This window comes from Allobosea sp. AK1, from assembly GCF_006714945.1.
GTDB classification, from domain to species: Bacteria; Pseudomonadota; Alphaproteobacteria; order Rhizobiales; family Beijerinckiaceae; genus Allobosea; species Allobosea robiniae.
In genome coordinates this window covers 568,549-594,356 of the sequence record NZ_VFMG01000001.1, presented here as the reverse complement: position 1 = coordinate 594,356, position 25,808 = coordinate 568,549, and the positions used below count along the sequence as shown (strand labels likewise).

Annotated in this window: 33 protein-coding genes and 2 pseudogenes; 23 read left to right on the top strand and 12 right to left on the bottom strand. The window is 62.6% G+C overall.

The genetic code is table 11. From position 1 onward, the window contains the following. Nucleotides 1–95: 95 nt before the first annotated feature. From FHT98_RS03075 to FHT98_RS03020, 12 genes are all read left to right on the top strand, one after another. Nucleotides 96–452 (top strand): hypothetical protein, encoded by a 357-nt coding sequence (locus FHT98_RS03075; RefSeq protein WP_142112333.1) that lies wholly within the window; start codon nt 96–98, stop codon nt 450–452. A gap of 129 nt (nt 453–581) precedes the next feature. Beyond that, complete coding sequence (locus tag FHT98_RS03070; protein ID WP_142112331.1) at nt 582–1,241, top strand: hypothetical protein; 660 nt, start codon at nt 582–584, stop codon at nt 1,239–1,241. Further along, entirely contained in the window at nt 1,238–1,744 is a 507-nt protein-coding gene (locus FHT98_RS03065; protein WP_142112329.1) for a hypothetical protein, read from the top strand. The genes FHT98_RS03070 and FHT98_RS03065 overlap by 4 nt, the downstream gene beginning before the upstream one ends. 477 nt (nt 1,745–2,221) lie before the next feature. Further along, entirely contained in the window at nt 2,222–2,530 is a 309-nt protein-coding gene (locus FHT98_RS03060) for a phage baseplate plug family protein (protein ID WP_142112327.1), read from the top strand. 2 nt (nt 2,531–2,532) lie between these two features. Next, nucleotides 2,533–3,423, top strand: coding sequence for a baseplate hub protein (locus FHT98_RS03055; RefSeq protein WP_142112325.1), 891 nt, complete (start codon nt 2,533–2,535; stop codon nt 3,421–3,423). Nucleotides 3,424–3,504: 81 nt separating this feature from the next. Further along, nucleotides 3,505–4,128, top strand: coding sequence for a Gp138 family membrane-puncturing spike protein (locus FHT98_RS03050; RefSeq protein WP_142112323.1), 624 nt, complete (start codon nt 3,505–3,507; stop codon nt 4,126–4,128). After that, nucleotides 4,128–4,499 carry a contractile injection system sheath initiator gene (locus FHT98_RS03045; protein WP_142112321.1) on the top strand — a complete coding sequence of 124 codons (372 nt, stop codon included), beginning with the start codon at nt 4,128–4,130 and terminating at the stop codon, nt 4,497–4,499. The genes FHT98_RS03050 and FHT98_RS03045 overlap by 1 nt, the downstream gene beginning before the upstream one ends. 13 nt (nt 4,500–4,512) lie before the next feature. Then, nucleotides 4,513–5,409, top strand: coding sequence for a hypothetical protein (locus FHT98_RS03040; RefSeq protein ID WP_142112319.1), 897 nt, complete (start codon nt 4,513–4,515; stop codon nt 5,407–5,409). A 7-nt stretch (nt 5,410–5,416) separates the two neighbouring features. Beyond that, entirely contained in the window at nt 5,417–7,027 is a 1,611-nt protein-coding gene (locus FHT98_RS03035) for a phage head spike fiber domain-containing protein (RefSeq protein ID WP_142112317.1), read from the top strand. Nucleotides 7,028–7,029: 2 nt separating this feature from the next. Next, entirely contained in the window at nt 7,030–7,704 is a 675-nt protein-coding gene (locus tag FHT98_RS03030; protein WP_142112315.1) for a hypothetical protein, read from the top strand. Beyond that, on the top strand, nt 7,704–8,483 hold the full coding sequence (locus tag FHT98_RS03025) for a baseplate wedge 1 family protein (protein WP_142112313.1): 780 nt from the start codon (nt 7,704–7,706) through the stop codon (nt 8,481–8,483). Before FHT98_RS03030 ends, FHT98_RS03025 begins: the two co-directional genes overlap by 1 nt. Nucleotides 8,484–8,497: 14 nt before the next feature. Continuing rightward, a complete protein-coding gene (locus tag FHT98_RS03020) occupies nt 8,498–9,619 on the top strand; it encodes a glycine-rich domain-containing protein (RefSeq protein ID WP_142112311.1) in 1,122 nt (373 codons plus the stop codon). 26 nt (nt 9,620–9,645) lie between these two features. On the opposite strand, the gene FHT98_RS26605 is transcribed toward FHT98_RS03020, so the two are convergent. Next, nucleotides 9,646–9,768 (bottom strand): hypothetical protein, encoded by a 123-nt coding sequence (locus FHT98_RS26605; RefSeq protein WP_282568640.1) that lies wholly within the window; start codon nt 9,766–9,768, stop codon nt 9,646–9,648. 174 nt (nt 9,769–9,942) lie between these two features. Between FHT98_RS26605 and FHT98_RS03015 the strand changes: the two genes are divergently transcribed. From FHT98_RS03015 to FHT98_RS02995, 5 genes are all read left to right on the top strand, one after another. After that, complete coding sequence (locus FHT98_RS03015) at nt 9,943–10,674, top strand: peptidoglycan recognition protein family protein (RefSeq protein ID WP_142112308.1); 732 nt, start codon at nt 9,943–9,945, stop codon at nt 10,672–10,674. Between the two features lie 310 nt (nt 10,675–10,984). Continuing rightward, nucleotides 10,985–11,356: a hypothetical protein gene (locus FHT98_RS03010; protein WP_142112306.1), complete on the top strand. Its 372-nt coding sequence runs from the start codon at nt 10,985–10,987 to the stop codon at nt 11,354–11,356. Between the two features lie 26 nt (nt 11,357–11,382). After that, entirely contained in the window at nt 11,383–11,655 is a 273-nt protein-coding gene (locus FHT98_RS03005; protein ID WP_142112304.1) for a Pam3-gp28 family putative phage holin, read from the top strand. A gap of 4 nt (nt 11,656–11,659) precedes the next feature. Then, nucleotides 11,660–12,139: a hypothetical protein gene (locus FHT98_RS03000; RefSeq protein WP_142112302.1), complete on the top strand. Its 480-nt coding sequence runs from the start codon at nt 11,660–11,662 to the stop codon at nt 12,137–12,139. Beyond that, nucleotides 12,099–12,491: a hypothetical protein gene (locus tag FHT98_RS02995; RefSeq protein WP_142112300.1), complete on the top strand. Its 393-nt coding sequence runs from the start codon at nt 12,099–12,101 to the stop codon at nt 12,489–12,491. Before FHT98_RS03000 ends, FHT98_RS02995 begins: the two co-directional genes overlap by 41 nt. Before the next feature lie 771 nt (nt 12,492–13,262). Here FHT98_RS02995 and FHT98_RS02990 read toward each other — a convergent pair. Further along, on the bottom strand, nt 13,263–13,667 hold the full coding sequence (locus tag FHT98_RS02990; protein WP_142112297.1) for an NUDIX hydrolase: 405 nt from the start codon (nt 13,665–13,667) through the stop codon (nt 13,263–13,265). A 481-nt stretch (nt 13,668–14,148) separates the two neighbouring features. On the opposite strand from FHT98_RS02990, the pseudogene FHT98_RS26395 reads away from it, so the two are divergent. After that, nucleotides 14,149–14,289, top strand: a pseudogene (locus FHT98_RS26395) (hypothetical protein); the annotation flags it as partial. 3 nt (nt 14,290–14,292) lie between these two features. Beyond that, nucleotides 14,293–16,740, top strand: a complete 2,448-nt coding sequence (locus FHT98_RS02985; RefSeq protein WP_248309312.1) for an autotransporter family protein — start codon at nt 14,293–14,295, stop codon at nt 16,738–16,740. A gap of 365 nt (nt 16,741–17,105) precedes the next feature. Here the strand turns inward: FHT98_RS02985 and FHT98_RS02980 are convergent, their stop codons facing one another. Beyond that, nucleotides 17,106–17,747: an outer membrane protein gene (locus tag FHT98_RS02980; protein WP_142112295.1), complete on the bottom strand. Its 642-nt coding sequence runs from the start codon at nt 17,745–17,747 to the stop codon at nt 17,106–17,108. Between the two features lie 196 nt (nt 17,748–17,943). Here FHT98_RS02980 and FHT98_RS02975 point away from each other — a divergent pair. Continuing rightward, nucleotides 17,944–18,112: pseudogene (locus tag FHT98_RS02975) on the top strand (ABC transporter permease); the annotation flags it as partial. On the opposite strand, the gene FHT98_RS02970 reads toward FHT98_RS02975, so the two are convergent. Beyond that, complete coding sequence (locus FHT98_RS02970) at nt 18,112–19,944, bottom strand: ABC transporter ATP-binding protein/permease (RefSeq protein ID WP_142112293.1); 1,833 nt, start codon at nt 19,942–19,944, stop codon at nt 18,112–18,114. The pseudogene FHT98_RS02975 and the gene FHT98_RS02970 overlap by 1 nt on opposite strands. Nucleotides 19,945–20,191: 247 nt before the next feature. Next, on the bottom strand, nt 20,192–20,494 hold the full coding sequence (locus tag FHT98_RS02965) for a DUF982 domain-containing protein (protein ID WP_349236261.1): 303 nt from the start codon (nt 20,492–20,494) through the stop codon (nt 20,192–20,194). Between the two features lie 134 nt (nt 20,495–20,628). Between FHT98_RS02965 and FHT98_RS26785 the strand changes: the two genes are divergently transcribed. Further along, a complete protein-coding gene (locus tag FHT98_RS26785) occupies nt 20,629–20,895 on the top strand; it encodes a PilZ domain-containing protein (RefSeq protein ID WP_142112291.1) in 267 nt (88 codons plus the stop codon). Between the two features lie 287 nt (nt 20,896–21,182). Here FHT98_RS26785 and FHT98_RS02955 read toward each other — a convergent pair whose 3' ends face one another. Continuing rightward, entirely contained in the window at nt 21,183–21,434 is a 252-nt protein-coding gene (locus FHT98_RS02955; RefSeq protein ID WP_142112289.1) for a hypothetical protein, read from the bottom strand. A 260-nt stretch (nt 21,435–21,694) separates the two neighbouring features. Between FHT98_RS02955 and FHT98_RS26105 the strand changes: the two genes are divergently transcribed. After that, complete coding sequence (locus tag FHT98_RS26105; RefSeq protein ID WP_185745055.1) at nt 21,695–21,865, top strand: hypothetical protein; 171 nt, start codon at nt 21,695–21,697, stop codon at nt 21,863–21,865. A gap of 969 nt (nt 21,866–22,834) precedes the next feature. Here the strand turns inward: FHT98_RS26105 and FHT98_RS02950 are convergent. From FHT98_RS02950 to FHT98_RS02935, 4 genes are all read right to left on the bottom strand, one after another. Beyond that, nucleotides 22,835–23,185, bottom strand: a complete 351-nt coding sequence (locus FHT98_RS02950; RefSeq protein ID WP_142112287.1) for a hypothetical protein — start codon at nt 23,183–23,185, stop codon at nt 22,835–22,837. Continuing rightward, nucleotides 23,169–23,468 (bottom strand): hypothetical protein, encoded by a 300-nt coding sequence (locus FHT98_RS02945; RefSeq protein WP_142112284.1) that lies wholly within the window; start codon nt 23,466–23,468, stop codon nt 23,169–23,171. The genes FHT98_RS02950 and FHT98_RS02945 overlap by 17 nt, the downstream gene beginning before the upstream one ends. Nucleotides 23,469–23,557: 89 nt before the next feature. Continuing rightward, on the bottom strand, nt 23,558–23,782 hold the full coding sequence (locus tag FHT98_RS02940; RefSeq protein ID WP_142112282.1) for a DUF6894 family protein: 225 nt from the start codon (nt 23,780–23,782) through the stop codon (nt 23,558–23,560). A gap of 11 nt (nt 23,783–23,793) precedes the next feature. Continuing rightward, nucleotides 23,794–24,015, bottom strand: a complete 222-nt coding sequence (locus FHT98_RS02935; RefSeq protein WP_142112280.1) for a hypothetical protein — start codon at nt 24,013–24,015, stop codon at nt 23,794–23,796. A 110-nt stretch (nt 24,016–24,125) separates the two neighbouring features. Between FHT98_RS02935 and ligD the strand changes: the two genes are divergently transcribed. Further along, nucleotides 24,126–25,160, top strand: a complete 1,035-nt coding sequence (gene ligD / locus FHT98_RS02930) for a non-homologous end-joining DNA ligase (protein WP_142112277.1) — start codon at nt 24,126–24,128, stop codon at nt 25,158–25,160. Here the strand turns inward: ligD and FHT98_RS02925 are convergent. Both FHT98_RS02925 and FHT98_RS02920 read right to left on the bottom strand, forming a co-directional pair. Continuing rightward, nucleotides 25,157–25,411: a DUF7696 family protein gene (locus FHT98_RS02925; protein ID WP_142112275.1), complete on the bottom strand. Its 255-nt coding sequence runs from the start codon at nt 25,409–25,411 to the stop codon at nt 25,157–25,159. The two genes, ligD and FHT98_RS02925, sit on opposite strands and share 4 nt — an antisense overlap. 38 nt (nt 25,412–25,449) lie before the next feature. After that, on the bottom strand, nt 25,450–25,752 hold the full coding sequence (locus FHT98_RS02920) for a hypothetical protein (protein WP_142112273.1): 303 nt from the start codon (nt 25,750–25,752) through the stop codon (nt 25,450–25,452). Nucleotides 25,753–25,808: the final 56 nt, after the last annotated feature.

Sequence of the window (25,808 nt, the reverse complement as noted above, 5' to 3'; positions counted from 1 at the left end):
TTTCGAGCGCTCGGAGCGCGACGACGGTGCGGCCTTCGCTGTCCCGGCTCCGAAACCGGCCCCCGTTTCGGGTGGCGCGATGAAGGTGCTGGTCGATGCGTGAGCAGCAGACCTCTTCGGCGGCGACAGCGCCATCTGAATTCACTGGCTTCGAGCTCGCGGAATCCTGCGCTCTCTATGAGGTCTTCGAAAGCCTGACCGAGCAGCTCATCGCTTTCTCGAACCAACCCCGGTTCGGTGACGCTGGCCTCGGCCTTCTCGAAGACATCAGCGAGGATTTCGCTAAGCGCTCCCGGCTGCTTGCGGCTCATATCAAGGCGACCCGGCCAGCTGATCGAACAGAGCGCGGGCTGAGGGCGAAGGTCATCCTTCGCGACGCGATGCTCGACACTGACGATCTCTCGGAGATCGCCGCAATCGCCGCCGTGCTCGCGGCGCCTGAACGTCACTAATACCGACTGACATCCGCCTCGGCAGGGCGGTGAAAGACGCGGAATTCGAGAGCTTCAACGGCGCTCGGTTTCGCGAAAGCGAACCTGTGCGTCTCAGGCCTGCCGGGCCGGGCGCCGTTGGAGATAATCATGGCAGCGAAGAAAGAAGAACTCGGCATTGAGTTGCCCGCTCTCAAGATCGGGCTGATGGAAGTCACTCTCGTCGGCGATTCCCCGCTCATCGTTCACGCTTGGTCGATGAAGGCGAAGAAGGAGATGCTCGACAAGCAGCAGAAGAAGGCCAAGGGAGCGCGCGAAGCGAAAGACCCCCGCGCCGACTTCGACGCCTCGCTCTACCGGCTCCCTGATGGAGGCTATGGCTTCCCCTCGGTTGCCTTCAAGGGCGCGGCAGTCACGGCTGGGACGTCTGTCGCTGGCATCACGAAGGTCGCAGCTCGGCAGGCATTCCATGTCCTCGGCGAGGATGCGGATGTCGAGGGCGCCTTCGAAGGTTGCAAATCGCGGGTCAATCTCGTGAGGATCGAGGGTGGACCGCCGTCGATGCGCGAGGACATGGTGCGCGTTGGGATGGGCACAGCCGACCTCCGCTATCGCGGCGAGTTCACCAACTGGCACGCCAAGATTCTCGTTCGCTACAACGCGAACGTCTTGAGCGAGAGCCAAATCCTGAACCTGCTCAACACGGCAGGCTTCGCGGTCGGCGTCGGCGAGTGGCGCCCCGAGAAGGACGGCATGAACGGCATGTACCATGTCGCCACTGCCTCCGACCTGGAAAGGATCGGGGCATGAAAATCGCTGGCTTTGAATTCGCGGAGGGCGCTCGCTTCCAAAAGGGCGCCATCCAAAACGCCACCCTCGTCGGGCAGCACATGGAACTCCTGCGCCAGCAGCAGAAGGGCGAGCTCACTCCCGAGGACGTTCTCTCGGACGCCCGAAACCACAATAGCCCGCTGCACTCGTTCTTCGAATGGGACGATAGCGCCGCCGCCCACCAACACCGGCTCAACCAGGCGCGGGGGCTCATCCGGGCGGTTGTCGCGGTCTATGTGCGCGAAGACCAGCCGGCGGTCAGGGCAAGAGCCTACGTCCATATCCCCGAGGGCGAGACTTCGCACTATCGGGAATCTGGCCACGCTATGTCGATGGCGAAGACCCGCAAGCTGGTGTTGCAGCGGGCGTGGCGGGAATTGCAGGCGTGGCGCGAGCGATACCGCGACCTAAAGGAGTTCAGCGAACTTTTCGACGTCGTCGATGAAACGATCAAGCATCTGCCGAAATCCACCCGGCAGTGACGACGGAGTTACGGGGCGAGTTCTCCTGTCAACCGCCCGATTGACCAAGGCAGGCGTGCCACGGCGCGTTAGGGAGTGGCCCGGCTAGGCAAGGTCTGGCGCGGCAGGCTCAAGAGTTTCGGCGAGAGTTCTCTAACTCAACCTCGCGGCCTTCGGGCAACAGGGCAGGCTTGGATAGGTTGGGCCTGGCGGGGCTTGGCACGGCGCGTTGAGGCAGGCGAGGCACGGCTTGGCCGGGAGAGGCTAGGTACGTTTCGGCAAGGCAGGCAAGGCGCGTCTAGGCACGCCGTGGCAAGCCTTGGAAAGGCAAGTCAGGGATGACCTGTAAATCGTGCGCGGCGGCTCGCAAGGCCGCCGCTGCCGCCGTCAAACAAGCCGCTCGCGGCGACATCAAAGCCGCGGCGGCTTCAGCGAAAGAAGCCTTCGATCATGCCCGAGAGAGCGATCGGATAAGGGCTATCACCCGTAGGAAATGAGATGGCTGAGCTCTACGAGCTTCCGATCATTGATGCGGTGGACCAAGAGTTCACCTGCTCGCTGAACGACAAGCGCTGTCGGTTCCGGGTGATGTTCAACGAATGGTCGGGGCGGTGGACGTTCGCTTTATGGATTCAGGACGTGCTCGTCCTTACCGGCCGCAGGATTGTGACGGGCGTGGATTTGGTCGGCCCGTTTCACTTCGGGATCGGCAAGATCGTCTGCATGCATTGGGATCAGGGTAATCTCGAACCTGATCGCGAGAACCTGCCCTCGGGTCGGGTCAGACTGTTTCAGATCACGGAGTAAGCATGAGTGACCAGTTCATGCGTCAGGTCGAGGTCACGATCGAGGGCAAGGCCGGCGCTCTCGTGATCAACGGCCCGGACGTTGCGCTTACCGAGCAACTGAAGGTCGACTTCTCCGGGAAGCTGACGATTGGTTCGTCGCAGAATACCGGGACCGTCACGATATGGAATCTGACGCGTTCCAACAGGGCGAAGCTCGGTGAGGAGTTCGATCAACTCACGCTCAAGGTGAAATACGAGAAAGGCGAGAGCGGCATCCTCATCAAAGGCTCCATCCGGGACGTCACGAACAAACTCGATGGCGCCGACGTCTCTTCCGAGATCGAGATCGGTGACGGTGACGAGGCGGTCAACAAGTCCGGCGTCTCGAAGAGCTTTCCGGCCGGCACGAAGCCGAAGGAGGTCGCGAGCTACATCGTCGGCCAGATGGCGAAAGTCACGCCTGGGCCGATGGTCGGGATCGACGATCTGCCCGCCTATACCAAGCCGATCGCCGTCTTCGGCTACGCCAAGCGAGAGCTTGATACGCTCGGCCGCGAGCATGGGTTTTACTGGTCGATCCAATCGGGGACCGCCGAGATAGTCAAAGCCGATCGGTTTATCGACGATGTGACCATCCTCTCGAAGGCGACGGGCCTCCTCAACACGCCGGAAGAGACCGACAAAGGCATCAAAGTCCGGTGCCTGATCAACCCGAGGATCAAGCCCAATCGGGTAATCGACGTCCGGTCAGATTTTCAGGACGAGGGCAGCGGTCGCGACAAGACGAAGTCCGACCAGGGCGGCGGCTTATTCCGGGTGGCCACGATCGACTTCTCCGGCTCGAACCGAGCGCAGGAGTTCTATTTCGACATCGAGGCCAATCGCATCCAAGGCAACAAGGTCGTCAAGTAGATGGCGGGATATCAAGGGTCGTCCACACGGCGGGTTGAGACGGAGGCGTTCGATGCTTTGATCGACGCCAGGCTCCGCGACATGCGCTTCGTCATGAAGGCGGAGGTGAGCGCGTATTCTGCTGGCGGACAGACCGCTTTGATCCAGCCAAAGGTCTCGACCACAATCGGCGGCCAAGAGTTCGTCGCACCGGTTCTCGGCGACATCCCGATCCAGATGTATCGAGGCGGCGGGTATGGCTTTCACTTGCCATTGAAGCCTGGAAACGCGCTCACGGCATTCGCGCTCGACCGTCCTCAAACCAGCTTTCGCGAGAATGGTGGAAACTCCAACGCGGGGCAGGGGCGGATCAACGACATCTCGAATCTGATCGCATTTCCCGGGGGCTATCCCGATAGTGCGCCGATGCAAGGGGTCTCCGACGATGGGATGTTCGTCGGGTCGGATGACGGCAAGCGGGGCATGCGATCCAGTGACGATGGATCGGTCGGCCTCAAAGGCGGCCCGAGCGGCTCCGACAAATTCGTCGTGAATGCCGCGGGCAAGATCGACCTGAAAAGCGAGAGCGGCGACAGCCTGCTCGACATCGTCAAGGCGGCGTTGGTCCTGATACGAGATCATGTCAATTACGGCGCACCGGTGGATTCGGCGACGCAGGTGGCCGCCAACCAGCTGATCGCCAAGATCGACGGGATGAAAGCCTGATGGCCGTCGACATCCTCTCGCTATCGATCCTGCCCCACAACGACATCCACCTCGATGAGACAGGCAATCTCGTCATGGCTCATGGCGTCGAGGCGATCGGCCAGCACATTCGCCAGCGATTAATGTTCTGGAAGAACGAGTGGTTTCTCGACCTCGGCGCTGGTGTTGACTGGCGCGCTGACGTGTTCTCGCTCCGGCCCGACCAAAAGGATCTGGCGGACGCTATCATCAAGGCCCGGATCGTCGCGACGCCGGGCGTGGTTTCGATCGAGGAGTATTCCTCGTCGTACAACCGCACCAGCAGAGGGCTGGTCGTCGAGCGCGTCCGCGTCCTGACGAACACCGGCGAAGCGGTCACCGTCACAGTCTGATTGGATACGCACGATGGCATTTGGCGTGACCCCTGCGGGTTTCGCGCGGAAGCGCTTGCCCGAAATTCTGGCTGAGCTCGAAGAGGCGATGCGCCTAGTGTTCGGCCCGGGCGTTATCCAGACGCCGGAATCGCCTCTCGGGCAGCTCAACGGCCTCTTCGCCGATCTTTCTGCCACCCACTGGGAAATTGACGAGGAAGTCTACAACGCCCTCGACCCCGACCAGGCGGAAGGCGTCAACCTCGACCGCATCGCGAAGCTGCGCCTCCTGACCCGCGCACCGGGCGAGAGCGATATCGATTTCCGCAACGCGATCACGAACGCCGGCCGAGCCCGGATCGACATGAGCGATCTGACGCAGGCGCTGTCTGCGATCGACGGCGTCACCTGGGTCCAGACCTACGTGAATGACGGCGACGCCGCTGATGCAGATGGTATCAGCGCTCATAGCGTAGCGGTCGCCATCATCGGCGGCGATGACGACGAGATCGCCAAGACCGTCCGCGCCTATGTGGTTCCGGGGATCGGCACCTATGGCAACACGATCCTCGAGACGACAATCGAGGGCTTCTGTCGCTCAATCAAGATCGTCCGTCCCACGATCGTGAACGTGACGATTGAGGTCGAGGTTCAGGCACAAGCCGACCGCAACGGCTGCCCGCCGCCATCGGCTCTTGCTATCGCCGCGGGGCTCGATGAAGCGCTCACGGGCGCTACCCCTCCGCGGAATGGCGAGGACTTGACCGAGTTCTTGATCCGCCAGGCGGTCGAGAGCCGATATCCGAACGTTCAGGTCGTTGACGTGAAGGCGAGCCGCTCCCCGGCGGCCGTCGCGCCTGTGCCGATCGCGTTCAACTTCTTCGAGATCATGGCCATTTCGGCCGATCGCATCACCATCATCCCGGTTTGAGGCGTAGATGGCTCAGCACCCGATCCTCCTCGGCCAGTATCCCGGCGACAAGAAGGGCGACCCCGCCCGGGTAGCCGGCGGCAAGATCAACCAGGATTTCGCCGAGCTTTTTGCGGCCGTCGACCAACTGGATGGCCTCACCCTCGTCGCCGGCCCGGTCACCAAGCTCGCCCCCGGCGCCAACCCGACCGCGAACCTGACCGGAACGGCGCCGAACTACACCCTCACCCTCGGATTGCCGGAGGGTGCTGCCGGCGCCGGCGCGCCGAACTCGGCGGATATCCTCGCCATTGCCGAGCGCGACGATCTGCTGCGCGAGATTGCGGGCGCTGGTGTGCCGGACCGGCCGATTGCGGTGCTCGATTTCACGCGCGGCGTTCAGTGGGTCAAGGGGTTCTATGCCGGCGCTTCCATCCCGGCGCTGGCCGCGGCCATTCCGGGGTCGCTTAACGGACGCGCATCGACGGCGACCTATTTCGACAGCGACGGCCTCATGAAGACGGCAGCGGCCAATGTCCCGCGCATTGACTATGATCCGGTCACGCGGGATTGCCGCGGCTATCTGCGCGAGCCGGCTCGGACCAATCTGGTCACTTACTCAGAGCAGCTCGACAACGCGGCTTGGGGCAAATCGCGGTCGACCGTCGTCCCGAACGCGACAGTTGCGCCGGACGGCCTCTCCACAGCTGATAAGGTCGTTGAGGACACCACTGCCAGCAACACGCATGCTGTGGCAATTGACGCCACGACGAGCCCCAGCACCCAGTCCTGGCTCAGCATATTTGTGAAGGCGGCCGAGCGGACCCGCTGCACCGTCGATTCCCTCAACTTCGCCGGGCAGGACGAGCGCACATCCGTCGCGATCGACCTGATTACCGGCGCGTTCACTGCGACCGGTGTCAATCCATCTGCGAAGGTCGAGAACTGCGGCAATGGCTGGTGGAGGGTCTCCATCAAGACGCTCCGCAACGCGACGAGCTCTTATTCTCGCCTGAACGTATCGCTGGCCGACGCCAGCGGGAATACCATCTACACCGGCGATGGCATCTCCGGCATCTACGTCTGGGGTGGTCAGATTGAGGAGGGTTCCTCTTCCTCGAGCTACATCCCGACGACAGCCTCGACGGTCACGCGCGCGGCTGAGAGCCTGCAGATTGCGACGTCGTCATGGCTCAATCTCGCCGAGGGGACCATCCTCGTCGAGTTCGAGGCCATTCAGCCACCAGCGGGTCAGAACGACTTCGCGTTCACCCTGACCGTCGGGACGCTGTCTGACTTCTTTGCTGTCTATCGAACCTCCGCTGGCAGCGGCAATGGCTACGTCCGCTCTATCTCAGGCAGCGTCACGCAGATCTCCGCCACCGCCAATATGCCGTGGCCGGCGACGCCAGCCGCGCGCAGCGCTGTCGCGTGGAAAGCCGGCGATGCTGCATGGGCCTGGGAGGGCGGGCTCGCTGGTTCGAACAACGCATACGTCGTCCCTCTCAGCATGCCGCTTCTCGTCCTGTCGTCGTCCGGAGCGGTCAACAGCATGCGGATAAAGCGCATCGTGATCTACCCGCGCCGGTTGTCGAACACGAAGCTGCAAGCCCTCTCCAATCAAGGTGGGTGGAGCTGATCATGATCGATTACCTCCTGTGCTTCGAGGGCGAGGCCGAGGCTATCGCGGCGCTGCCAGAGCTTCGCGTCACGCCGCCATCCTTCGACGACGATCCGCAACCCGAGCGTTGGGCTGATACCGTCATGCCGGTCGCGCTCGTCACGGCCGATGCCGTCTATGGCGAGCCCGTCGACATGGAGCCGGTCATCATCTCCGAGCGCGTCACGCTGCCGGGGTTCTTCCTGCTGACGACGGCGCCCGGCCAGCCCGGCCAGGCTGCTGCGATCGCGCGCGGGACAGGCTGGATCGCAGCCGGCGATGAGAGCCTTGCCGGCGCCCGCCTCGACCCGGCATGGGCGGGCGGCGCCGCGATCCTGACGCTCGACGGTCCGGCGCCCGAGCCCGTCCCGGTCCCGGTCTCGATCTCCGATCGCCAGTTTGCGCAGCAGCTTGCCGTGCTTGGGGCGATCACCGAGACCGAAGCCGAAGCCTGGGCGGCCCGGGGCGACTTGCCGGCGGCGATGGAGGCCGCGGTCGCCGGGTTGCCGGCAGAGGACCGCTTTGCGGCTCGGATGCTGCTTTCGGCCGCGACGATCTATGAGCGGGCGCACCCGCTCGTCCCGGCGATCGGCGGCCTGCTCGGCTATGATGCGGCTGAGATCGACGACATCTGGCGCGCGGCGGCGCTGCTCTGATGTTCACCTTCGACAGCGAAGAGGTCACATTCGACAGTGAGTATTGGCGCTTCGATATCGCCGGCATCTTCGATTGTGTCGAACCCGGTGCGCTCGTCGAGCAGGAAGTCGATAAGGTCGCCACTCAGTATCGGGAGGCCACCAAATTCCTCTCATTGATCCGAGCGTTTCTGGGTGAAACGGAAGCGGCGGCGCGCGCGGCCTGCTTGGTCCCGCAGTATTTCGATCTGGACAGCGCTGGCGGCGATCAGCTCACGACGATCGGCAGGTGGCTGGGATTCCAGCGGTGCCACTGTGTCTGCGAAGCACCGAAGGTCTTTGGCTTCAAGTCCGGCCCGTTTGCCTCGTCCGACCGTGTCGGCGGTTTCTGTGAGCCTGGATCGACCTGGGCCGGCTGCCCGCCGCTCGGCGCCGGCGACATCTGCATCACGGATGACGAGGTGTTCCGCGGCTTCGTGAAGGCCCGGCGCTATCAGGTGCTCGGCCTTTACGACATCGCCTCACTACAAGCCGCGGCGCGTCATCTCTGGGGCGAGGCCGCGACAGTGATATCGAGCCGGGTGGGGCGCGTAACGCTCGCCCCCGGGCGGGCCCTCTCCGATTTCGAGACAATGTTGGTTCCGGTTGCCTTCCGCGTCCTCCCGATCGCGCCGGGCATCAAGGGATATATCCACTACGGCACCGGACCGATCTTCGGTTTCGGCGAGGGCTGGGGAGGATTCTGCGAGAGCGCGGAATTCATCTGCCCGGCTGACCCACACACCTACACCTGCGTCTGATCTGAGGAGCCTCCATGGCCACAATCTCCTTGCCCTTCGCGGCGAGCGCGACGAAGCGCGCTCCGGACGCAGATGAGCTCGCCAATGGCTACGGCTGCGGCGACGCCGACCTGCAGCTGTTCGACTGGTTGGCATGGTGGCTGACCGGCCAGGTTGCGGGCGCAGTAGGTGCCGCGGGTCTGACCGTCGACGATACGAACATCGCTCGGCTGGCCAATGCGATCCAGAAGGGCATGAACTACGTCGTTGCCACCGGCACGGCGAATGCTTGGGTTCTCGGGCCGTCTCTCGCCCCATTGGCCTACGCCGCGGGGCTCAACTTCGACATCATCGCTCCTGCGACGAACACCAGCACGAGCGTCACTGCGAATATCTCGAGCCTCGGCACGAAGTCGATCAAGCGCTCCGACGGCGCCGATCCGCAGGTCGGCGATCTGGTCGTCGGCACGCTCTACCGCACCGTCTACGATGGCACGAATATCCGTATCAGCGGACAGCTTCCCAGCCAGGCCAAAGCGGCTTCGTTCAAGGTTTCGCGGGTGATCTTCAGCACCCCGGGCCCGATCAGCTGGACGGTGCTGTCCGGTGTCACGCGCATCCGGATCAAGGACTGGGGTGGTGGCGGCGGCGGCGGCTTCGGAAACAATCCGAGCGGCCCGGCTGGCGGGGGCGCGGGTGCCTATTTCGAATGGAGCGTCGATGTGGCTCCCGGTGATATCGTGACCGGCACGGTCGGAGCCGGCGGCGCAGCGGGTTTCTCAGGCAACAACGGCGCCAATGGCGGAGCGAGCTCGGTTACGGTCAATGGACAGACCCGTACAGCCAGCGGCGGCACGGGCGGCACGAATGCAGGCGGGAGCGCCGTAACAAATTCTGCGGCGGGCGGTATCGTGACTGGCACGGTCGACTATGGCCGCGACGGCTCGCCGTCTGGCGGAGGACAGCAGGGATATTCGGGCTCGGGCATTCTGTTCTATGCGGGCAGGGGAGGAGACGCTCCCAATGGCGGCTATGGCGGCAATGCGGGCACCGGCGCCGGGAATCCCGGGCTTATTCCCGGCGGCGGTGGCGGTGCTGGTGCAAGCGGCAACGCGGCGGGCGCCGGCGCTCGCGGGGAGATCTGGATCGAGTACTGAGCCGCCTCCGCCATCGGGCGGCATTTTCATATCCGGAGCATCGCAAACACCATCACGCCGACGAGATTGATCGCGGCCAGCAGCCATTGCGGCACCGTCTCGATCGCGGCGTCGAAGTCTGTGTCTTCGTCGCTCGGGGCACGCGTCACAGCGTAATCACCATGGGCAGCGCAAAGATGACTGCCAGCGCAATGACGATGCCGGTGCGCATCCAGACGCCGGCGCTACGGTTGCTCAACAGCACGGCACGCCTCCCTGCTTTTCGTTGACGTAGCGGAACACGGTTAGCGTCCGACCGCAATACCTTTCATCGGAGCATCCCAATGAACACGCGCGAGGTGCAAGCCGCGCTGAGCCTGCTCGGCTATCCGCTGGTCGTCGATGGCGCGATGGGGCCGAAGACTCGGACGATCGTTCAGACGTTCCAGCGAGGGGCGGGGCTGGCAGCTGACGGTATCGTCGGGCCTCTGACTGTTGCGGCGATTCAGGCGGCGGTCGCAAAGAAGGAAGCGGCGGGTCAGCCGAGAGCTAGGGAACTCGTGCCGGCCGACTGGATGCCGTCTGCCCAGCTGAACCGGGTGATAGTTCACTGGACCGCCGGCGCCCATCGAGCGTCGGGGCTCGACCGCAGCCACTACCATATTCTGATCGAGGGTGACGGCAAGCTCGTCAGGGGTTTTCCCTCGATCGACAAGAACGACGCGCGCGGCGTGAAGCCGGGCTATGCAGCTCACACGCTGAACTGCAATTCCGGCTCGATCGGCGTCTCGCTCTGCTGCATGGCCGGCGCGATCGAGAGCCCGTTCAAAGCAGGATCGGCGCCGATGACGCGCGAGCAGGGGGAGGCGCTACCGGCTGTGCTCGCGGATCTCTGCCGGCGCTATGCCATCCCGGTGACGCCAAGCACCGTTCTCTCGCATGCCGAAGTGCAGGGCACGCTGGGAATCAAGCAGCGCGGCAAATGGGACATCTCGCGTCTCGCATTCGATCCATCAGTGATGGGCGCCAAAGCCTGCGGCGACCTTATCAGAGGCAGTGCGCTGGCACTCGTCTAATCGGGCTTCCAATGGCGTGCGCTCAACGAAAATCGGGTCGGCAGAGATTGTCGCCGCGGACCGACTGAGAGCGCTGCAAATGCGACCCTTATAGTCGAGCCAGGTTCCGATTTCGCTCCTACACGATGCGCAGCGAACTACGGCCAACTCGGTCAGAGGGGTTGGGAGTGAGACCGCGGGCGAACCGCAAGCGGCGCATTGAAAATCGAGACTGCAACCCATCGCTACCTCCGTCGCGCCAACATACGCGCCGGTGAGAAAACAGTTCCCGCCGCGGCCGGGCCTGCCGCCAATCCTCCGGAGCACATCCATGAAACGCTTTGTCCTGGCGCTCGTCGCCCTGGGATCGCTGGCGCTCGCCGGCTGCCAGATTTCCCAGACATCGGCCACCGGCTGGGGCCAGATCGCATCCGGTGTCGGCCTGGTCATCGGCCAGACCAAGGCCGATGAGAAGGTCGCGAAGGCCTCCGCCCAGCTTTCGAAATACTGCGGTGCGCTTCAGGCCGTCGCCATGGGCGCCACGATCTTCGCGCCTGAGAAACAGCGGAACATCGCCGTCATGGCGGCCGCGGCCGTCAACGCCGTCTGCGCCAAGCGTCCGGCCGACGTCGCCTCCGCGCTGACCACCGCGGCGGAAGCTTATGAGGCCGTCGTCGCCGCTCAGCAGACGCCTGGCGCCTGAGCCCCCTCATCATCAAGGAGATCATCATGTTCACGATGGAGCAGTTCTGGAGCCTGGTTCGTACGCTCCTGCAGACGGCCGGCGCCGCGCTCGTCACGCGCGGCTACATGGACGACGGGTCGATGCAGATCACCGTCGGCGCGTTGATGACGCTGATCACGACCGGGTACAGCCTCTACATCCGTCGCAAGGCCGGTCTGGTGGCGACGGCCGCGGCGCTCCCGGAGGTCGCGAAGATCGTCACGACACCTGAGATCGCCGCGAAGGTCGAGGCCGCTTCGGTCACTACGCGGGGCTGAAGCCATGCACTACCGCAACCATCCGCTGCCGACACGGCTCTATCTCGGGATCGCCGACCATTTCCCGGCCCGCCGTTCCGAATGGGTCCTCGCCGGCATCATGGTTGCCTGGGGCTGGATTCTGATCGGCCCGGCGGCAACCTTCGCCGGCAACAGGGCGTGGTCGCAGATGGCGGCCATGATGAGCGAGAGCGCATGGGGCTGGTTTGCGATCGGCGTCGGCACCTTCCGGCTGCTCGCCCTGATCATCAACGGCACGTTTTCCGGCACATGGTACGGTCGATGGTCGCCGCATGTGCGGGCGCTGGCGTCGTTCCTGACCTGCTTTCTCTGGTTCCAGATCAGCTTTGGCCTCTGGGCATCCGACGCGGCGACCACTGGCCTTGCTGTGTATCCCGGCCTGCTTGTGCTCGACGCGATGAATATCGTCGCGGCGACCAAGGATGCTGCGGGCATGGACAAGGCCGTATCGGATGGACGCTAGCGCACTCACCACGGAGAACATCGTCGCCACGGTCGTCGCCGGCGTCGGCATCGGCGTCCTCGGCATCTGGAAATACCTGAAGGAACTGAAGAGCCCGACGACGGCCAGCGGCGATCGGATCATCCCCGGCCTCTCGATCGCCGACATGCAACCGATCCGCGACCTCGCCGCGGCTCAGGCGCAAACCGCTGCAGCGTGCGAGCGAACAGCGTCCGCGCTAGAGAAGATGCTGCTACTCAGCCAGGAGCGCGCTGAGGACGCCGAGGTCGTCCGACGCGCCGAGCTTATGGCGCAGGAGATGCTCAAGCACTTGGAGGCGACGGCCCCGGCGCGCAGGCGGCGAGGAACCTGAGCGGCATCGTCACGTTACTCAGGTCTCCGTCTCCCACCCCATGAGACGAACTCGGCCCCGTCAGCTCCGGCTGGCGGGGCCTTTTTGCTTGGCCGGAATGTCTGCAACGGGTCGGAAGCGGACGGCAGCCAACTAAGCTTCGTCGAGATAGCCTAAACGCCCGCAAACTACCCCGATAAGCAGTAGTATCGCGCTCAACAATGTAACGAGCGCGAATGGCGCAGCCAATGACCCAATCCAAGAATCAGGCCCGAACGACGCGGAAAGGATGCAACCTGACGCGCTAAGCACAATGACGAGGACGATCCCTGAAACTGGGATCGTGCCTAGGATACGCATAGAGGGTCGCCAGATGTGCATAATATTATTCGACCGCAGTTATTTTTCTGTAGAACCAAATGTAAACAAGGATTAAAACAAACATTACTGCTGATATGAAGCTTCCTATTTCGCCAATTAACGCAAGAAATAAGATGTTTTCCAAAAAATTAAATCTTATTAACGCCTCAATTAGGATTTTGATAAAGAAAAGAGCCAGAATCAATCGCTCTGATAAACGCAGCCAGTTCGATATGATGGTTTGTTCCTTCACAAGAGTAATCTCATCGTGACTGGTTTGCATTGTGTTTCCGGGCGATGGTCGTCAGGGGCGCTTCAAGCCAGTACCGCCAGCCTACATTCCGTCACTTAAGGTACGCCTAATTCAATGCCCGCAATGGGTCGGAGCAGGTCGCAGCGCTATCGGGCAGACCAAATGCGCGGTAGCTCAACTTACCCGCCAGAATGGATGACAGCTATCAGAAGTTCGCCCAACTCTGGTGGTGCTAATTCGGTTTCACACGCGATTTCAGAAGCGGTGAACCATCTCAGCTCTGTATGCTCGTCATCTAAGATTTGCGGAATACCGCGCCACTCATCAACGCGATAGAGGTGGAATGTCCCAGAATCCTGCAACGCTGCCGCCAGACGGATCTGAGAGACGAACCGCCACTGTTCTGCTGTGACGCCAATTTCCTCCAGAAGCTCGCGGCGCATGGTGTTCGCAGGGGTTTCGTCGATGTTGACGTGCCCGCCTGGCAAGCTCCACAGGCTCGCGTGGACCTTCCGCTCAGCACTTCTCCGAGCGAGAAGAACTGCGCCATCGCGCAACAAAGCGCCAATCGCAATTTCCGGCATGAAACCCTCCTGGCTGTCGCTTGCGCGCACTGCAGTCGTACGGACGCGCATCATCCCAGGCTCCAATGCTTCACAACCACTTGTTCCGCAACGGGTCGAGAGCTGAACTTCGCCACCAGCGCCGCAAACGACCTGATCGCGCCACAATGGGTCATTCGAGCGCCGCCCGTAAGCTGACGTTGGGCGCCTACTCAGCCAATGCCGAGGCGCTATCTGGAACCAAAAAACCTCCAGAGAGACGCGCCTAACCGATACTATTAACCATTGATCGTCAGCGTATAAAATTGGCAGCGCCGATTCGCTTGCAGCAAAATTCTCCGCACGGGTACAACCTATGCGGGGAATCGGCGAGCCCCAAACGACATCGCCCGGGAGCTGAAACGTGCGGAGACGGACTAACAGTCGCCAGATTAGCTTCGGCCTCCGCCACCAGCCGCTGCTGCTCTCGACGGCTATCGCCGCTCTGCTCTGTGCCGCGGGGATGCGGCCGGCATACGCACAATCGGTCACGGGCAGCGGCGATCTGAATCCTGGCCCCGCCCAGTCACCGAACTGGTCCATCGGGAGCGAGCTGCGGGTCGGGGATACCGGTATCGGCCAGCTCGACATCACGGCTGGTGGAACCGTGACTAATGTTGACGGCATCATCGGCTATGACCTGGGCAGCCAGGGTTTGGTCACGGTTTCCGGCTTCGGCAGCACCGCTTCGACCTGGACCAACACTGGTGATCTCTATGTCGGACTTAACGGGACCGGAACGCTGAACGTTCTTGCTGGCGGCCGGGTTTCGAACGTCACCGGCGGCATCAGCGGTGGCAGCAACGCACTAGTCAGCGGACCAGGCTCGTCCTGGCAGAACAGCGGCCAACTTGTCGTCGGCTTGTACGGCGCCGGAACCCTGCGTGTCGAGGGCGGCGCGAAGGTTTCAAGCTTGGACGGCGTCGTCGGCAGCGGTGGCCAGGGCGATGTCGTCCTGACTGGCGCGGGAACAACTTGGACCAATAACAGACAGTTCACCGTCGGCAGCTTCGACGTCGGCACCTTACGCATAGAAGCCGGCGCTATCGTCACCAGCAACCAGGGCTATATTGGCGCCGATAGCACCGGCACCGTCATCGTGACCGGAGCGGGGTCGAAATGGTCGATGTCGCCCTTCAACCTCACCATCGGCAATAACGGCACCGGTTCGCTGACAGTCGAGAATGGTGGGTTGGTTCGCGCTGAACGCGGGGTCCGACTCGGCGTTGCCTCGGCGGCCAGTGGGACGCTGCTTCTGCAGGGCCCCACGAACAATCGCGGCGTTCTGGAAACCAGCGGGATTGAGGGCGTCGCGGGTGTCGCGAGTGTCACACTTGATGGCGGCCTGTTGCGTGCGACGCGAAACAATTCGGCCTTCTTCAGTAATTTCGGCACGCGCAACATTTCCATCGGCCCGAATGGCGCTGTCATCGACACGAATGGCTACGATATCGGCATTGCCCCGGCTTTCGCAGGCGCGGGCGCGCTGATCAAGGATGGTGCGGGCAAGCTGGAGCTGACCGGCAACAGCGGCTCGACCTATACCGGCGCCGGCAGCGTGGTGGCGGGCACGCTCGCGGTGAACGGTGTCCTCGGGGGCACGATGGAGGTTATCGGCGGCCGCCTGCAGGGCATCGGCACTGTCGGCGCCACGATCAACCAACCAGGCGGCACGATCGCGCCGGGCAATTCGATCGGCACACTGACGATCAATGGCAATTATGTCGGCAATGGCGGCCGGCTCGAGATCGAAACCGTACTCGGCGGCGACGCCTCGCCGTCCGACCGCCTTGTCATCACCGGCAGCACGGCGGGTTCGACCCTCGTGACGGTGCTGAACCAGGGCGGAGGCGGTGCACAGACGATCGAAGGCATCAAGGTCGTCGATGTCGGCGGCGTCTCGAACGGCGTCTTCACGCTCCAGGGCACCACCGTCTTCCAGGGCCAACAGGCCGTGGTCGCCGGCGCATATGCCTACACCCTGCAGAAGAACGGCATCAGCACGCCGAACGATGGGGACTGGTATCTGCGCTCAGCCTATATGGCGCCGCCCTCTTCTCCCGGCTCACCGCCAACCGTCATCGGCCCGATCTACCAGCCGGGCGCGCCCATCTACGAGGCCTATGGCCAGGTCCTGCAGAGCTTGAACGAGCTCCAGACGCTTCGTCAGCGCGTTGGTGAGCGCTTCGACGGCCGGGCCGACGACGCGGCGAACGCGTCAGGCCGCGCGGTCTGGGCCCGCATCGATGCAGCCCACAGCCGCGTCACGCCGGGTTTCTCGACGACCGGCACGAGCTACATGATCGATAGCTGGCGTCTGCAGGCCGGCGCCGACGGACAGGTTTTCGCGAGCGAAGCCGGCACGCTGGTCGGAGGCGTCTCGCTGCATCATGGCGAAGCGCTGGCCGATATTGCTTCGGTCTTCGGGCGCGGCAAGATCAAGGCTTCGGGCAGCGGCTTTGGCGGAGCGCTGACATGGTATGGCGCGTCAGGGTTCTATGCCGACGCACAGACCAAGCTCAGCTGGTTCGACAGCGATCTATCCTCCACGACGGCGGGGCGTCAGCTTGCCAAGGGTAAGGGCGGCTTCGGCTATGCTCTGGGGCTCGAACTGGGGCAGCGCTTCGCGCTTTCAGATGCATGGTCGCTGACGCCGCAGGCGCAACTGACCTATTCACATGTCGGCGCCGACAGCTTCATCGACCCGTTCGGCGCCCGTGTCGCCCTGACCGATGGCGACAGCCTGCGCGGCCGGCTCGGCCTGTCCGTAGATTATCGACAGAGCTGGCGTGACAATGCGGGACAACAGGTCAATGCCGCGCTCTACGGCATCGCCAACCTGCGCTACGAATTCCTCGACGGGACGACGGCAACGGTTGCCGGCGTAGCTTTGACCAGCCGGGGAGAGCGGCTCTGGGGTGGGCTCGGTCTCGGCGCCAAATACGAATGGGGTCGCTATGCGCTCTATGGCGAGGTCGAGGCCCAGACCAGCCTGGCCCATTTCGCCGACAGCCACAGCATCACAGGCCGAGGAGGCCTGAGGGTTCGCTGGTAAAACGGGGTAGCTCGCCCAAGTGGTTCACCAGCGTATTGAGCGGCGGCAGAGCCGAGGCGTACCAGTCGCTGCGCGGATAATGGCGCAGCGGAAGACCGTGCAGCAGCATCCTTCGAAGATTGTGTCATGGCTACCGCTGCCGGATCGGGCAACCAAATAGGCCAGTATGCAAGCGTTCCGAACACCGGCATCGGGCCAGCTTAACGTCTGCGGCTAGGCATTACGCTGATCAGCCGAAAAGCGGGCCTTCCCTGTGACCGCTAACTTCCAATGTCGGGCCCGCCCAGCAGGCAGCGAATGTCCGACTCGGGTCGGAAGCGGTCGTATGGCCCGGCCCGCTCTCGCGGCGCCGGGCCATTTTGCATTTAGAACTTATAATTCAGTCGGGCGCGCGCCACCGAGAAGTCGGTTCCAACTTTGAGACCGTTGTTAAGGACGCCTTTTTCTCCGAGGTCGACGTACAGATATTCGACGCCGGCGATCAGATTATTTGTGATCGCGTATTCGACGCCGCCGCCGAGAGCCCATCCGCCAGTGTGCGAATTGTCAGACGAAATGCCGAGCGCCGGGACCGAGGTTTTCACGTTACCGTAGGCCCAGCCGCCGGTGATATACGGCATGAAGCGATCGAATGCGACACCCGCTCGAGCGCGAACCGTGCCGAAATAATCGGTTTTGATGCTCCCGCCGATACCGCTGACTCCGAGATCCGCAGCTTGAAGATCAGCTTCCAAGCCGAGCACAAACTGACCCATCTGGTAGTTATAGCCGATCTGGCCGCCCCCGATGAAACCGTCCATGTCGGCGCTGCCGCCGAGATTCGTGGTCGCTTGGCCAAAGCCGTAGCCTGCGTTGGCGCCGACGTAGAAGCCGGTCCAGGTGAATGCTGGCGGCATATAAACGGGCGCTTCAACTGGGCCTTTACGGGAGGGAAGATCCGCTGCGCCCGCCGCTCCCGCAAAGGTCACGGCAAGCGTGATTGCCGCCGCCTTGAGAAGAGTTGTCATCAGTGTCTCCTTGCTGGCCCCCCACCTCATTCATGCTTTGCTATGGCCGATTAACGCAACCCTAAAGCAGTTCGCTTCTAGGCTATCGGCTCAACAGCGCCCTGATGAGGATGGTCAGATCGAGCAGGTATGGGAACGTCTCTAGCAACGCTGATCGCTCCCTTAATGAACCCTTCACTACGAGCAGGATGACCACCAGACGCTCGCCGTCGCGCTTTACTACGGTCTTCGCCGCCGGTGTTCGCACGGTGCAGTTGATCGATGCCATGGCGGTGATCTACCTGGTCACCACGCCGATCAGACTTGTGATCGCGCTACGCTTCGTCAAGCCGATGCAGATCGTCGCCCGCGCCAACCGCCGGCATCATCGGCCACGATCGGCCTCGGAGCCTTCGTCCTCATTGGCGGCGCTGCGGTTCCTGAACACGCGCCAGAGCGACTTCCTGAGGCGCCGCGATGTCAGATGCGCCCCCGCCGGCCGGCGCTCCAGCGTGATCTTCTGGTCATGATAATCCTCCAGCCCCGGCCGATGGCCAACGCTGATTAGCGTCGCCGCGTTCAGTTCCTCGTCGAACAGCCTGAGCAACGAAGCCTGGTTTTCCTCGTCGAGCGCTGAGGTCGCCTCGTCCATCACGATGATGTCGGGCTTCTGCAGTAGTAGGCGGGTGAAGGCGACGCGCTGGCGCTCCCCGCCGGAAAGTACGCGGTCCCAGTCCTCTTCCTCTAGATCGAGCTTCTTGGCCAGGTATCCTAGCCCGCAGCGCTGCAGCGCCGCTGTGATCGCATCGTCCGGGATGTCCCGGTCGGAATCCGGATAGAGCAGGATGGTGCGCAGGTTGCCCTTCGGCAGATAGGGCTTCTGCGGCACGAAGGCGATCGACTGACCGGCCGGCACGCGGATCGAGCCCGAGCCCCAAGGCCAGATTCCGGCCAGCGCCCGGATCAGCGTGCTCTTCCCTGAGCCACTCTCGCCCGCGATCAGCACCTTTGCACCCTGCGGGATGGTGACGGTGGCATCGGCGACGACAACGCGGCCATTGCTATGGGCGATGGAGAGGTTGTCGAGATGGACCGCGCCGTCGTCGCTTTCGCCGAGCGCGATCCGCTCCTCTTTTTCCATGATCGTGCCGATATCCAGCGCCTCGAGCTCCTCCATCAGTTCGTCAACGCGGGTGACCGAGGCGAACCACTCGGCCAATCGCACGAAATTGTCGACGAACCAGATCAGGGCGGCTTGGACGGCGCTGAAGGCCGCGACGACCTGCACGACGGCGCCCATCGTGATCGTGCCGGTCAGGAATTTAGGCGCGATCAGCAGCAGCGGCACGATCGGGAACAGGGCGCTGTTGGTGTTCAGCACCAGCGCGATCATGCCCTGCTGGCGCACGATCTGGAGCCAGGCGGCCACCACCTTCGCATAGCTTTCGCTAGCCGAGCTGCGCTCGTCTGCATCGCCTTTGATCAGTGCAATGCTCTCGGCATTCTCGCGCAGCCGCGTCATCTCGGCCCGGAACTGCGCCTCCATCTCGTTCTTGTGGGCGACGCGCGCGACCAGCGGCCGGCCGGCGAGATAGGCTCCGAGCGAGGCGATCGCGGCATAGACCACCGCGGCGATCGCCATGTAGCTGGGGATCACGATCGTGCTAGCGCCTAGCGCGAACTCGGCCGAGCCCGCGACCTGCCAGAGGATCGCGGCGAAGGTCGCGGCGGTGACGAAGGCGGTGATCAGGCCGATCGCGAGCTCGACCAGCGGCTCGATCGCAAGGCGGACATCCTCGGCGATCCGGTATTCCGGCGCCGTCATGTTCTTGGCCAGGAAGCCCAGGCGGTAATAGCGCTGGTCGGCGATCCACCAGCCGGAGAGGCGGCGGGTCAGGTTCTCGCGCCAGCGCACTTGCAGCAGCATGCGGCTGATGACGAGGCCGCACATCGAGAGGGCGGCCGCTCCCAGCAGGAAGGGCAGCCAACCGGTTGTCGCCCAGACGGCAGCCACGTAGCGCTTTTCGAGAGCGTCGAAGAACCAGCGGTTCCAGCGATTGATGCCGACGGCGGCGGCGGTCTGCGCCGCGATGAAGACGAGGACGGTGATCGTCAGAGCCCAGGCCCGCCAACGCGTTCTGCCGCACCAGTAGCGCAACGCGACGCGGAAGAACTGGCGCATGCGGGAGCGTCGCGAAACCTGCGGAGCCTCGGCCATGTCTACTCCGCTTTTCGGTATCGATGCCGTCAGAGAGAAAACCGCGATGCGCGGCGTCCGCTGCTTTCAACCGCAGGCCGGCGACCCGGTTCCATAGCGCTCCTGTCGGAGCGTGAACGGGGCCGAAAGGGAATTTCGGTCTCCCCCTCGCGCATCCCTCCGATTTGCGCCATCGCGCGTTCCCTCGCAGTTACGCCTCGGAATGAACCTCGGCCCCGTCAGCTCCGGCTGGCGGGGCTTTTTTTGTTCAGGCGGTGCCGTGGGAGCCCGCCTTCCGGCTGCTGGCGAAGGAAGCTGGCTCAAGCGCCAGGATATCATTCTTCTCCGCCCAGGATGCAAAGAGGCCTTTTGCTGTCTCAGGCTCGATCTCTCCGAGGACGGCGGCCAAACAGGCCTTTATCGCGAAGGCATGGGCCGCGTCTCGCTGAGTGTGCGGCCAGTCGGCGAGGAACATGTAGGCTTCCATCGCTGAAGAAACCGAAGTCGGAATGCCGAGCCCAGTGAGAATGACGACCGGCCGCTCGAATTCGTCGGAAGGCATCGGTGCCATAGCCATATTCTCCTAGAAGCACATGGGTCTGGTTCCGCGCTGGGGCGCGGTGGACGATAATTTAAGTGCTGGCCATTGCGGTTTTCAAGGGCCCTGTGCCATCGGTAGGCTAGGCCATTTCACCTCGCGCATTGATGCCCTATAGCCGTCGCATGGCCGAATTCCCCCGAACATCAAAACGCAATCGGATGGTAGAGATGGCGAGGGTCGTCACGGATCAAGGCGCGGTCTACAGCTGCATCATCCGCGATCTATCAGCAGGTGGGGCAATGCTCCGTGTACCGGCGAATGTTGAGATCGAGGGACGCGTGCGCGTCATCGCCGATATCTTAGGTCGGGAGCGCTCTGCTCTCGTGAAATGGCGGGATGAAACCTCGATAGGCGTCGCTTTCGAGGTTTAGTTTCTCACAGCACATTAGAATCTTCCCAGTCGGCGTCGCTAAGTAGCACTTATCCCGTAAGACAGCGGAGTAACGTCAACCAACGACTCGCGCTTCTGGCGAATGACGTCGCGCTGGGCCCGCCTTGCAGCCCACGGCAAATTCTCGATACGATTTCGACGCTTGCGGCAGTCCTCGCTAAGCGTTCCGCTTGATCATGGCGTGTGCGTCGTTAACGGCTCGCTACGGAGCGTCTCGCCTCACGCCTGGCCCGCCGTTCCAGCATCTGTGTATGATGGATAGCTTTATCAGGCCGCGGCCGCCAGAACCCGCCCTGTAACGGCCAGATATCGATCGCTGGAATGCATCACCGCAACGACGATAGCAGTTCCGTCATCGCAAACGACCTTCAGCCGATCCTGCAGCGCAGCCGGGTCGATCGCGGATGTATCGCAGAGAAGATGGCCTGCACGAGTGTCGTCGTAGTCACTGCCAAATTGGAAGGTGAGAGGGAGCCTGCGCCCATTGCGCAGGACCAAAGAGCCTTTTCCGGTATGCATGACAGGTCTTCGCCTAGGCGGCGTCAATGCGCGCCGCCAGCGGTCATTTCCAAAAGCGGATGGAGACAACTGCAGCGCTGATCATGCTCCTTCCACATGGCTTGTCTATGTCTTTTGAGTGGCCGCCAATCATTATCGCCTCGGAGATCCGGCTGGCGGGGTTTTTCGTATTCCCGCGCTTCTGTCTTTTGACAGGGTTGGTCGCTTCAAGAGGGCCTAGGGTCCGGCTCGAATGATGCACCGACCATAACGAGGGTGGCTTGAGCGAGATCAATCTGATCACGAACGAAAGCCAGCTGGCTCAACCGCCCACCTACGACTTGAAACTATGGGCAGCGCTTCGCGAGTGGGAGTACCTGAACTTGCTGGCACGCAATGAGGGCCGCAAGCAGGCAAGGGCAATGGGCTACCGCCCGTCAAGGCGCATTTGATGCCGATCAGCGGCGGGGATTCGGTGCCCGCTCGCTTCTTCCGCCTTCGATCGGAGTTAGTCGCGGATGTACCGGCTGCTTCCGAACGAGGCCTTCGCCAGCCGATCTCTTCCTCTTGGCTGAATGCGATGTTCCCCCGACACGCGGCGGAACAATGGCCAGTTCCGGGCGGTTGCTCTTGCATCGTCAGGGAGAAGGCTAAAATGGGCTTGCTAGCGATGGGCGTTGTTCTGGCCTGCGCTTCGGCCTTCGGGTTCTACATCGCCGACCCACAGGAGTGAGCCATGGAGGATCCGATTGTCGTTGCTGCGGGTATGATGGCTGTCGCTGCCCTGGCATGGTTCGCATCGCGCCGCTGGGATCTCTAGTTCGGCGACGATTTTAGACGGGGATAGCGATCAATCTCAGCCCGGACTTGCGCGACGGCTGCATCGTCTCACCGGCTTTCTCCGCTCATCTGTGCCCCACCGTGCTTTCCCAATGCTCAGCGATTTCGAGCAGGTGGCCAAACTCATGCTGCTGCGGTTCCGTGCCAGTCCCGTGCGTTATCTCCATAATCCGATCCATCACCCGCCGATAATCGGCATCCGAGCGAATGATTGTGGGAACTGGACTGGCGGGATTTGAACATTGGAATCTTGCATTGCCAATCTCGTAGCAAACTAATCGCCGCAACGGGTCAGCACTTTCCGGCTTGGCTCAATAAGAAAGTAGCACTCATCCTCATAGTGGACCGGCGTTCCATCTTCGAGCGTGTACGAGGTCAGGCTTGTGCCTGGCCAATCCCTCCAGACGATGACAGTGTAGCGGTTCCCGTCCTCGTCCTTGCACCGCTCTCGATAAAGCTCGCGCTTTACCGCACTATGGCGACGGGGTAGCAGCTCGGCCGGCTTTCGCAGGGCAACCATGGGAACACCTCACGCAACGCTCCGGCGATTCAACGGCGCCGGGTGTTCGCTGTTCCGCGGGCTAGCTCTCCGAATTTGAAAGCCTGCCGGAATCGGCAGCTACACCTATTCCGCCTGTCTCGCTGCCGGCTCCTGCCGCCTTCTGCTCCACGTATTTGAGCCGCGTGGCGGCTGTGTTTGGAAGCCTCTCGGCCTCCAACCAACCGAGGAATTCGTCAGGTCTGATGGTGACGATTTGAAGGGCTCGGCCGCGCGCGAGCCATGCATTCATGACGCTGAGCGCGGCGGCGTGCCAAGTCTCATAATCTCCAGGCATTTCATCGCGGTCGTGGGCGAGCTCCCAAAGGCGGCGATAATCGTTGTGCTCGTACCACGGCAACGCGACAGTGTAGGCCTCAACTGTCGGTTTCATATCCTCTGCGTCCCAAAATGCGCCCCAGCAGCGCATGAAAACGCCGCGAGGATTTTGGTGGCGGTTGCGTTGCTGTGTCAATCGGAACCGGGCGACCAGCGATAGCCGCCCTGTAGTGACTCTCGGCTTCGGCGGAAAACTCAATGTGCGCACCGATGCGGCGCGCCATCTGCTGAGCGGCCTGATAGGTATGTTGAATATCAGGACAGTGGCCATAGGTTTCGCCGGTCACGTCGCGAAATGCCCAGCCCGCTTCGAAACGGCACACCGACAAAACCTGCATGGTGCAATTTTTCCAGTTCCAGGCCGCAAAACGAACCAGACCTTCTATCTGTTCCCGCGGCCTAGCAATTATTGCGCTGATCCGCTGGTCTAGTTCACATCGCCGCCATCGAAGGAAAATCTGGCCCGGTAGATGACCTTCCCCTTCGCCTCCACGGTCATCGTCATCTCAAAGTCGTCCGCATCGACCAGCGCATCATGCGCGGCTTCAGCGAACGCCTTTCTGGCTTCCTCGCGCGCGACCTTGTCATCCTGGCATTCGATCTCGACAGCGTGGTCACCGCCGTTGTTGGTGATGAAGCGATAGCGAGGCATAGGCGGTCTCTTTAATGCCAAGAGGTCGCGTCATCGTGGGTTTTGTCCCACTCCATGATGGCTTCCACGAGCCCGGCCAGTTCATCGGCCTGGGGCGTCCCTTCGGGGTAATCAGCAAGCGCGCGCACGCGCTCTGTCGCGGCCTCGTATTCGTCGATGGAGGCGATGCGAGGGGAGCCCCGGTCGTTGGCCGGCGTAGGCTTCGTCGGCGTGGCGATAGGTTCGAACGGCATAGGTGCGTCTCCCTCTAATCCAGAGCAACTGCTCGAAGGGCAGGGTGGTTCCTCGGAACGATTCTCCCTTCTGTCAGTTCGCGACTCGTTGCGTTGTGGAGTTGCGTTCGATGCGCGCGCGTCGAGTTCTCAGAGCTGGGCCTCCCGCGGAGGTGATCAAGGGCCCGGTGGCGCGGCGGCGCAAGGCCGAGCGTGACCTCTTCGCCGACCCCATGCCCGATCGGGTCGAGCCTTGCCTCGCGAAGCTTCAGAGCAGGCCGCCGATTGGGGATGACTGGGCCTTCGAGGTGAAGTGGGACGGCTATCGTCTTGCCATCCACATCGCCGGCAAGCGCGTCAGGATCATCACCCGAGGCGGCTACGACTGGACGAGCCGCTTTCCGACGATCGCGCATGATGCGCTCGAGCTCGGCGTCGACAGTGCCATCCTGGACGGTGAGGCCGTGGTGCTCGACGAGCGTGGCGCTTCCGATTTCGGCGCGCTGCAGAAGGCGCTCGGCGGCCGCGGCGGTAAACGCTTCGCCTCGGAAGCCAGGCTCTATGCCTTCGATCTGCTCTATCTCAATGGCCACGATCTGCGGGAACAGCCCTTATCGGAGCGCCGCGAGATGCTCGCCGACGTGCTGGCAGCACAGCCTCATGGCTCGATCGGCCTGAGCGAGGAGATCAACGCTGACGGTGCGCCCTTCCTCAAGCTTGCATGCGAGATGGGGCTTGAGGGTATCATCGCGAAGCGACGGTCTGCTCCATATCGCTCCGGCCGGGGCGGCGACTGGCTGAAGGTGAAGTGCGTGCAGACTGAGAGCTTTGCGATCATCGGATATGAGCCGTCCGCTGCGGCGATCGGAGGCATCGGTCGTCTCCTGCTCGCGGCCAGGCAGGGGAAGGGCCTGGCCTATGTCGGCGGTGTTGGTACCGGCTTCACGCATACCAGCGGCCTCGCGTTGAAGAAGCAGCTCGACGCGATGATCGTCGACAAGCCGCCAGCCGTGATGAAGAACCGCAAGGGCGTTCGGTGGACGAGACCCGAACTCGTAGCCGAGGTCGCGTTCCGGGCGTGGACGGACGACGGCAAACTGCGGCACGCCTCCTACAAGGGTTTGCGCGAGGAGGCTGACGAGGCATCGGTCTACAAGCTGATCTAAGGCTTGGTCTTCAGCGCGGCATAGCGATCGATCTCGGTGCGGAGGTGCGCGACGGCGGCATCGCCGCGAATGCTCTTCATGCCTCGAAGGCCGTCCTTCACTCCGTCGAGTGCATCGTTTCGTTCGCGCAGCGGCAGGCCGGCGAGGAATCGCACCTCGCACTCGTGCTTCCACTCTTCCGACCAAGTCGAGACCTCGCGGCCGGCGAGGATGGAGAAGACGTGCGGCGGATTGTCGGGCGGGTAAGGCATGTTGGCGGAGTGTCAGATTCGGATGCCGTTGAGAACAATCAATCGGCAGCCCGCGCGCTTTGTATCCGACGGCCGATCAGCACCACGAGTTCACGGACGGTTCGGCATTGCTGCATCGCCTCATCGGGCATCATGTCGCAATCGAACTCGCGCTCGATCGCATTCCCGATAAGCGTCAGGTCGTCGATCGTGAATCCGACGTCGTCGACCGTCGCACGGGAGTCCAGGAGCTCGGGCTTGATCAGCCCTTCCACGGCGATGATTTCGAGCAAGCGGGCGACCAATCCGGCCTCCTGATCGCCAGTGCCCCCTCCAGCTTTTTCTCCGTCGTCAGGAATCATGTTTTGCTCCCGATCGCAGCCAGGCCTCTAGCGGTTGAGCCTGGTGGATGAGCGAA

Coding starts and splice junctions, on each gene's coding strand:
- FHT98_RS03000 (WP_142112302.1), top strand. CDS start 11,660: ATGCACTACCGCAACCATCCGCTGCCGACACGGCTCTATCTCGGGATC.
- FHT98_RS03050 (WP_142112323.1), top strand. CDS start 3,505: ATGCGCTTCGTCATGAAGGCGGAGGTGAGCGCGTATTCTGCTGGCGGA.
- FHT98_RS03060 (WP_142112327.1), top strand. CDS start 2,222: ATGGCTGAGCTCTACGAGCTTCCGATCATTGATGCGGTGGACCAAGAG.
- FHT98_RS02980 (WP_142112295.1), bottom strand. CDS start 17,747: ATGACAACTCTTCTCAAGGCGGCGGCAATCACGCTTGCCGTGACCTTT.
- ligD (WP_142112277.1), top strand. CDS start 24,126: ATGCGCGCGCGTCGAGTTCTCAGAGCTGGGCCTCCCGCGGAGGTGATC.
- FHT98_RS02925 (WP_142112275.1), bottom strand. CDS start 25,411: ATGCCTTACCCGCCCGACAATCCGCCGCACGTCTTCTCCATCCTCGCC.
- FHT98_RS02970 (WP_142112293.1), bottom strand. CDS start 19,944: ATGGCCGAGGCTCCGCAGGTTTCGCGACGCTCCCGCATGCGCCAGTTC.
- FHT98_RS03040 (WP_142112319.1), top strand. CDS start 4,513: ATGGCATTTGGCGTGACCCCTGCGGGTTTCGCGCGGAAGCGCTTGCCC.
- FHT98_RS02920 (WP_142112273.1), bottom strand. CDS start 25,752: ATGATTCCTGACGACGGAGAAAAAGCTGGAGGGGGCACTGGCGATCAG.
- FHT98_RS03030 (WP_142112315.1), top strand. CDS start 7,030: ATGATCGATTACCTCCTGTGCTTCGAGGGCGAGGCCGAGGCTATCGCG.
- FHT98_RS03025 (WP_142112313.1), top strand. CDS start 7,704: ATGTTCACCTTCGACAGCGAAGAGGTCACATTCGACAGTGAGTATTGG.
- FHT98_RS03020 (WP_142112311.1), top strand. CDS start 8,498: ATGGCCACAATCTCCTTGCCCTTCGCGGCGAGCGCGACGAAGCGCGCT.
- FHT98_RS02935 (WP_142112280.1), bottom strand. CDS start 24,015: ATGCCGTTCGAACCTATCGCCACGCCGACGAAGCCTACGCCGGCCAAC.
- FHT98_RS02990 (WP_142112297.1), bottom strand. CDS start 13,667: ATGCCGGAAATTGCGATTGGCGCTTTGTTGCGCGATGGCGCAGTTCTT.
- FHT98_RS03045 (WP_142112321.1), top strand. CDS start 4,128: ATGGCCGTCGACATCCTCTCGCTATCGATCCTGCCCCACAACGACATC.
- FHT98_RS02995 (WP_142112300.1), top strand. CDS start 12,099: ATGCTGCGGGCATGGACAAGGCCGTATCGGATGGACGCTAGCGCACTC.
- FHT98_RS02955 (WP_142112289.1), bottom strand. CDS start 21,434: ATGCATACCGGAAAAGGCTCTTTGGTCCTGCGCAATGGGCGCAGGCTC.
- FHT98_RS02950 (WP_142112287.1), bottom strand. CDS start 23,185: ATGAAACCGACAGTTGAGGCCTACACTGTCGCGTTGCCGTGGTACGAG.
- FHT98_RS03075 (WP_142112333.1), top strand. CDS start 96: ATGCGTGAGCAGCAGACCTCTTCGGCGGCGACAGCGCCATCTGAATTC.
- FHT98_RS02965 (WP_349236261.1), bottom strand. CDS start 20,494: ATGGCACCGATGCCTTCCGACGAATTCGAGCGGCCGGTCGTCATTCTC.
- FHT98_RS03035 (WP_142112317.1), top strand. CDS start 5,417: ATGGCTCAGCACCCGATCCTCCTCGGCCAGTATCCCGGCGACAAGAAG.
- FHT98_RS02940 (WP_142112282.1), bottom strand. CDS start 23,782: ATGCCTCGCTATCGCTTCATCACCAACAACGGCGGTGACCACGCTGTC.
- FHT98_RS03070 (WP_142112331.1), top strand. CDS start 582: ATGGCAGCGAAGAAAGAAGAACTCGGCATTGAGTTGCCCGCTCTCAAG.
- FHT98_RS26785 (WP_142112291.1), top strand. CDS start 20,629: ATGCCCTATAGCCGTCGCATGGCCGAATTCCCCCGAACATCAAAACGC.
- FHT98_RS03055 (WP_142112325.1), top strand. CDS start 2,533: ATGAGTGACCAGTTCATGCGTCAGGTCGAGGTCACGATCGAGGGCAAG.
- FHT98_RS02945 (WP_142112284.1), bottom strand. CDS start 23,468: ATGCAGGTTTTGTCGGTGTGCCGTTTCGAAGCGGGCTGGGCATTTCGC.
- FHT98_RS03015 (WP_142112308.1), top strand. CDS start 9,943: ATGAACACGCGCGAGGTGCAAGCCGCGCTGAGCCTGCTCGGCTATCCG.
- FHT98_RS03010 (WP_142112306.1), top strand. CDS start 10,985: ATGAAACGCTTTGTCCTGGCGCTCGTCGCCCTGGGATCGCTGGCGCTC.
- FHT98_RS03005 (WP_142112304.1), top strand. CDS start 11,383: ATGTTCACGATGGAGCAGTTCTGGAGCCTGGTTCGTACGCTCCTGCAG.
- FHT98_RS03065 (WP_142112329.1), top strand. CDS start 1,238: ATGAAAATCGCTGGCTTTGAATTCGCGGAGGGCGCTCGCTTCCAAAAG.